Origin of the sequence: Vibrio sp. (genome assembly GCF_038138445.1) — a bacterium.
In the GTDB taxonomy this organism is placed as follows: Bacteria; Pseudomonadota; Gammaproteobacteria; order Enterobacterales; family Vibrionaceae; genus Vibrio.
Genome location: NZ_JAYQDQ010000004.1, coordinates 113936 through 120129, shown reverse-complemented (window position 1 = coordinate 120129; position 6194 = coordinate 113936). Strand labels below are relative to the sequence as shown.

The following is a 6194-nucleotide window of genomic DNA, read 5'->3' as shown; positions in this document are numbered from 1 at the left end:
AAAGAGCAGTGTTATGAGTAAAACTCAAAACGGACGGCCATTCTAGCGAGATAAAATTGAGTGTCAATCACTTTTCTTTATCTTTCGTTAGGTTAGCTTGATTAAACCTAACTGACCGATAACTATCAGAACTTTTGCCCTGACAACAAGAGCGGATTATAGAGAAGAATTCTAAGAGCACAAGAGTAAAAGTTCAAAAAACTTCATTTACTATGTCATTCGCTCACAATTCACTCTAAAAATACAAAATACTCACAATAGTAGAGCAAGTGAATACTCTACTATTTGGTACAAAGTTATTGCTGAGCCACTATCTGGTCTTTATTCACTGACAATTTAATCGGTTTATCTGGTATCACCTTACCGGCAAGGATTGCCTTAGCAAGCGGATTCTCAACACTTTGTTGAATGGCTCTCTTTAATGGCCGAGCACCAAATACGGGATCGAACCCAACTTGAGCAATTAGTTCTAGCGCTTTATCTGTCACTTGCAATTTATATCCACCGTCTTCCATTCGCTTGGAGAGTCTATCCAGCTGAATTGAAGCAATAGATTTGATATGTTCTTGTGCAAGAGGATGAAACACCACACTCTCATCGACTCGGTTAAGAAACTCAGGGCGAAAGTGCTTGTTAACCACTTCCATTACTTGTTCCTTCATCCCTTGATAGTCCAATGAACCAGAGTTCTCTTGGATTCTTGCCGAGCCTAGGTTGGACGTCATAATCACAACAGTATTACGAAAATCAACAGTTCTGCCTTGGCCATCAGTCAATCGACCATCATCTAAAACCTGAAGCAATATATTAAATACGTCTGGATGAGCTTTCTCAACCTCATCTAGCAAAATAACTGAGTAAGGCTTTCTTCTCACGGCTTCAGTAATATAGCCACCTTCCTCATATCCCACATAACCAGGAGGAGCGCCTACGAGCCTAGCAACAGAGTGTTTCTCCATAAACTCTGACATGTCGATACGAACCATAGCGTCTTCACTATCAAATAAGAAGTTAGCTAAAGTTTTACAAAGTTCTGTTTTACCCACACCTGTTGGGCCAAGGAATAGAAATGAGCCGATGGGTTTGTTGGGATCAGCTAACCCCGCACGGCTACGACGAATCGCATTCGATACCACTTCAACCGCTTCTGTTTGACCAATAACACGAGTGTGGAGAACTTTTTCCATCCTGAGTAGCTTTTCTTTTTCCGCCTCGAGCATCTTAGATACAGGAATACCTGTCTGCTTAGATAGCACTTCAGCAATTTCATTATCCGTAACTTTATTGCGCAGCAGAGTCATTTCCTGCATCTCAGCCTGAGTTGCAAGATCTAGCTGCTTCTCTAGTTCAGGAATGCGCCCATATTGAAGCTCTGACATTCGATTCAGATCACCAGCTCGGCGCGCAAAGTCCATATCCAGTCGAGCTTGTTCTAGTTCACTTTTTATGTGTTGTGTACCTGACAGCGCCGCTTTCTCTGCGTTCCAAACTTCTTCAAGTTCAGCAAATGCACGTTCTTTGTCTTGCAACTCTTCATTAAGGTTGAAGAGACGCTTTTCGCTCGCTTCATCATGTTCGTTGGTTAGTGCTTGCTGCTCAATCTTTAGCTGGACAATTTTTCGCTCAAGTTTATCCAATGATTCTGGTTTGGAGTCTATTTGCATTCTGATACTGGATGCCGCTTCATCAATTAAATCTATTGCTTTATCTGGTAACTGGCGATCCGATATGTATCTATGGGATAAACTCGCTGCGGCAACAATCGCTGGGTCTGTTATCTCAACATGATGATGAAGCTCATAACGCTCTTTAAGGCCGCGCAGTATTGCCACCGTGTCTTCTACGGAAGGCTCATCAACTAATACTTTTTGGAAACGGCGCTCCAGTGCTGGGTCTTTTTCTATATACTGACGATATTCATCTAGCGTTGTGGCACCAACACAATGAAGCTCACCTCTCGCTAAAGCGGGTTTGAGCATATTGCCCGCATCCATAGAGCCTTCACCTTTGCCTGCGCCTACCATAGTATGAATCTCATCGATAAAGAGGATGATGCTGCCCTCTTCTTTAGATAGTTCATTAAGCACAGATTTGAGGCGTTCTTCAAATTCTCCTCGATATTTAGCACCGGCTACCAGAGCCCCCATATCAAGAGAGAGAACTCGTTTATTTCGCAATCCTTCAGGGACTTCATTATTTATAATGCGCTGCGCCAAACCTTCTACAATTGCCGTTTTGCCAACTCCGGGTTCACCTATAATGACGGGATTATTCTTAGTACGCCTTTGCAAGACTTGGATGGTACGACGGATTTCATCATCACGACCAATAACAGGATCTAATTTTCCCTGTTCAGCTCGCTCTGTTAGATCAATAGTAAATTTTTCTAGAGCTTGACGAAGTTCTTCTGCATTCGGGTCATTAACCGTTTGACCGCCACGAATTTTATCAATTGCAGCACTAAGTTTTGCTTCAGTAAGGCCCAGCTCTTTAAGTAATCCACCCAAAGGCCCCTTATCTTCTATTGCCGCGAGGAGGAAGATTTCCGACGAAATGTAAGCATCTTTGCGCTTCTGTGCGACCTTATCACAAAGGTTAAACAAGGTTCCCATCGAACTTGATAGTTGTACATCGCCACCAATCCCACTCACTTTAGGCAAACGATCAAGGATTTCACTTAATTTAGATCTCAGGTGAGTAACATCGATATCGAGCGTAGTAAGCAATGGACGAATAGGGCTACCGTTTTGGTCCATTAAAGCGACCATAAGATGAACGGGCTCAATGTATTGGTGATCACGTCCTAACGCCAGTGATTGTGCGTCAGATATCGCGATTTGAAATTTGCTAGTGAACCTATCAAGACGCATATCTACCTTCCTAACCTTAACGAAGAAAACTCTTTTAGTCAGTATGATAGATGGATGCGAAAGCAGCGACTTTCAAGGGGAGTGTATTGAAAAGTATTATTTATCCAACCAGATAAAAGTAGCTTGTCGGCCTGTTATACCGTCTCGACGATAGGAAAAAAAACGCTCGGGATCAGAATAGGTGCACATGCCGCTGTAATAAACATCGCTAATGCCTAGGCTATTCAATCTTTGAGTGATGAGTATGTTCATATCAGCTAACCATTTCAATGGTGATTTCGTCGGATAAAATGCCTCACTGGCAGAGGGAGTTTTTGCAACAAAAGCTTCGACTACATCCTCTCCTACTTCAAATGCTGACACGCTAATCGCAGGGCCTATCCAAGCCATTACTTGGCTGTCAAATTTTGCAACCGCATTTTCAACAATCCCATTGGCTAAACCGCGCCATCCCGCATGCACAGCCGCCACTTCAGTGCCGGAACTGTTTGATAGTAATACAGGAAGGCAATCAGCTGTCATTGCAGAGCAAACTACACCCGCATGCTTAGTATATAGACCATCAGCATTGAGTATTTCCTGAGTTGGCTTGGAGACTTCCAACACTGTGGTTGAGTGTGTCTGATTTAACCAAATCGGTGCAGTAGGCATCGACGATTGTTGAGCTAACCAAGAGCGATTACTTTCAACATGAGTGATATCATCCCCAACATGACTACCAAGGTTTAACCCTTGGTATTTGCCATTCGAAAAACCCTGCTTACGGGTCGAAGAAAAAGCTTTAACATTTGCAGGCACTGGCCAGTTGGGAATAATCATCTCCACCTTACATGTCTTCCTCAATGCCGTGTTCATCAACGTCTTGGCGCAAAGCTTCTGTCATCGACACCATATCTTCAGGTACAGGGGCATGAAATTCTAATTCCTCTCCCGAGATAGGATGTTCAAACTTAAGCATCACAGCATGTAGGGCCTGACGATCAAATTGTCGTATCATGTTCGCCAATTTATCCGAAGCTCCAGCAGGAATTCTTGCCCGTCCGCCATAGGCAGAGTCACCAAGCAGTGGATGCTGAAGATAAGCCATATGAACACGAATCTGGTGAGTTCGGCCAGTTTCTAACCTTAAACGAATACGCGTATGCTCTCGAAAATGTTCAGCAACACGATAATGCGTTACTGCAGGCTTGCCCATAGGACTAACCGCCATCAATGTGCGTTTTGTAGAATGACGACCGATAGGCTGTTCAACTCGCCCACCCGCTGTCATACGACCAATCGCAATCGCTTCATATTCCCGAGTAATATTGCGTTTTTGTAGCGCTCGAACTAAGCGCGTTTGTGCTGGCACTGTTTTGGCAACAACCATTAAGCCTGTTGTATCTTTGTCGAGACGATGGACAATTCCAGCACGAGGGACTTCGGCAATATCAGGGTAATGATATAGCAAAGCATTCAATACTGTTCCATCTGGCGTACCCGCTCCCGGATGAACGACAAAGTCTCTCGGTTTATTAATAACGATAATGTCGTCATCTTCGTAAACGATGTCCAGCGCAATATCTTGAGCTTCCCAACGCTCTTCATCCTCTAATTCGGCTTGAACGATTATAATTTCACCACCCATAACTTTGGTACGAGGCTTAGTGACAACTTCTCCATTAACCTGAACTTTGCCATCTAATAACCATTCCTTAAGACGAGAACGAGAAAAGTCGGCGAATAATTCTGCGATTGCCTGGTCAAGACGCTGACCCAATTGACTATCTTTTACTGTGTTACTTAATTCAATCTGCTGAGCCATATCGAACTTTTTCAAAAACTGTGGGACTAATTGCCACTAGTGTGGAAGAATATTGCTCCATTGTATCTGCTCCCGACCAGAAAGTAACGGAAGCAAGAAAATATTTATCTCAAGGAATCGAATCCTGACATGAAAAAGCATACTTTATCTGGCTTATTAGCATTATCTGTATTAGTCGGCTGCTCTAGCAGCGATGAGATTGTTCCAGATATCCCACCTTCCGAATTATATTCTGAAGCTCAAGTATCTTTGCAAAGTGGAAACTGGTTATCGGCAATCGATAAGTTGGAAGCTTTAGATTCTCGATATCCATTTGGCGCTTATTCAGAGCAAGTCCAATTAGACCTTATATATGCCTACTACAAGAATGATGACTTGGCTCTGGGATTAGCAACCATAGAGCGATTTTCCCGCTTAAATCCAACGCATGAAAAGCTTGATTGGGTGTTGTATATGCGTGGCCTTACTCACATGGCACAAGATCGTAATTTTATGCATGACTTGTTCAATGTAGATCGCAGTGACCGAGATCCAGAACCAGTGAAAAAGGCTTTTGCTGACTTTAAAAAATTACTCGAGCGTTACCCAAACAGCCCATATGCAGAAGACGCTCAAAAGCGTATGATTTCACTAAAAAATCGTCTTGCTGATTACGATCTCGCAACTGCAGATTTTTATCTTCGCCGCGAAGCTTGGATAGCTGCAATCAATCGAGCACAAGAGTTACAGAAAACCTATCCTGATACTGAAGCTGCCCTAAAGTCCCTTAAGATTCAGTTAGAAGCATACCAAGAATTAGGCCTAGAAGATGCTGTAAAACACACTCAGCAATTGATTGACTTGAACACGCTATAGATTGAACTTGTAGGATATATGGTTAAGAGTGAAAAGCTAAACATATTCTACAAGTCCGTCATTAACACCTGTATATATTTTTCAGCCGAGGGGTGCACTAAAAAGTGTAAGCTTTTTAGTTTGTTACACTAACAATCTAGCAACTCCTCATATCTTCACAAGCCTTTTCTTTCATCCAAAGATTCAATTCTAGATATCGATCACGTTTGAATTTCCTATCTCGAAATACAACCAAAATATCGATCAAGATCACATTATTTTGATTTTAGATAGGTAATCTGAAGTTAATCCACTAAGGGTGCTACAGAGGAAGAATATCTATGAAAGTAAACATCACTGGTAAAAACATTAACATCACCTCTGCTATCCGAACTCATATAGAGAGTAAATTTAAGAAGTTAGAAAAGTGGCAAGTCGATATTATCAGCTGCCAAGCCTGCTTTAGTGAAGAGCCAAATAAACAGATGAAATTTGAGGCGGTAATTACAGTACCTAAAGGTAAGTTGGTTGCTTCAGCTGTACATACCGATCTTTATGCTGCTGTTAATGAAGTAGAACAAAAGCTCGAGCGACAACTAAACAAGCTGCGTCATAAGCCAGAAGCTCGGCGTGCTGAGAAGCTCGAGCCCGAAGAAATCGAAGCTGAATAACCTTTGTCAGAGTCA

At 42.5% G+C, this 6194-nt stretch carries 5 protein-coding genes; 2 read left to right on the top strand and 3 right to left on the bottom strand.

The genetic code is table 11. The features are described from left to right. Positions 1-296: 296 nt before the first annotated feature. The 3 genes from clpB to rluD all read right to left on the bottom strand — a co-directional run bounded on the left by clpB (position 297) and on the right by rluD (position 4674). On the bottom strand, positions 297-2870 hold the full coding sequence (gene clpB, locus AAFM34_RS02830) for an ATP-dependent chaperone ClpB (RefSeq protein WP_341659770.1): 2574 nt from the start codon (positions 2868-2870) through the stop codon (positions 297-299). A 96-nt stretch (positions 2871-2966) separates the two neighbouring features. After that, on the bottom strand, positions 2967-3695 hold the full coding sequence (gene pgeF, locus AAFM34_RS02825) for a peptidoglycan editing factor PgeF (protein ID WP_341659768.1): 729 nt from the start codon (positions 3693-3695) through the stop codon (positions 2967-2969). A 1-nt stretch (position 3696) separates the two neighbouring features. Next, entirely contained in the window at positions 3697-4674 is a 978-nt protein-coding gene (rluD, locus tag AAFM34_RS02820) for a 23S rRNA pseudouridine(1911/1915/1917) synthase RluD (RefSeq protein ID WP_341659766.1), read from the bottom strand. 129 nt (positions 4675-4803) lie between these two features. On the opposite strand from rluD, the gene AAFM34_RS02815 reads away from it, so the two are divergent. Then, complete coding sequence (locus AAFM34_RS02815; RefSeq protein WP_341659764.1) at positions 4804-5529, top strand: outer membrane protein assembly factor BamD; 726 nt, start codon at positions 4804-4806, stop codon at positions 5527-5529. A gap of 320 nt (positions 5530-5849) precedes the next feature. Further along, positions 5850-6179 (top strand): ribosome hibernation-promoting factor, HPF/YfiA family, encoded by a 330-nt coding sequence (gene hpf / locus AAFM34_RS02810; RefSeq protein ID WP_341659762.1) that lies wholly within the window; start codon positions 5850-5852, stop codon positions 6177-6179. Positions 6180-6194 lie beyond the last annotated feature (15 nt).

Excerpts from the sequence above, each read along its gene's own strand:
- clpB (WP_341659770.1), bottom strand. The coding sequence starts at position 2,870 with ATGCGTCTTGATAGGTTCACTAGCAAATTTCAAATCGCGATATCTGAC.
- rluD (WP_341659766.1), bottom strand. The coding sequence starts at position 4,674 with ATGGCTCAGCAGATTGAATTAAGTAACACAGTAAAAGATAGTCAATTG.
- AAFM34_RS02815 (WP_341659764.1), top strand. The coding sequence starts at position 4,804 with ATGAAAAAGCATACTTTATCTGGCTTATTAGCATTATCTGTATTAGTC.
- hpf (WP_341659762.1), top strand. The coding sequence starts at position 5,850 with ATGAAAGTAAACATCACTGGTAAAAACATTAACATCACCTCTGCTATC.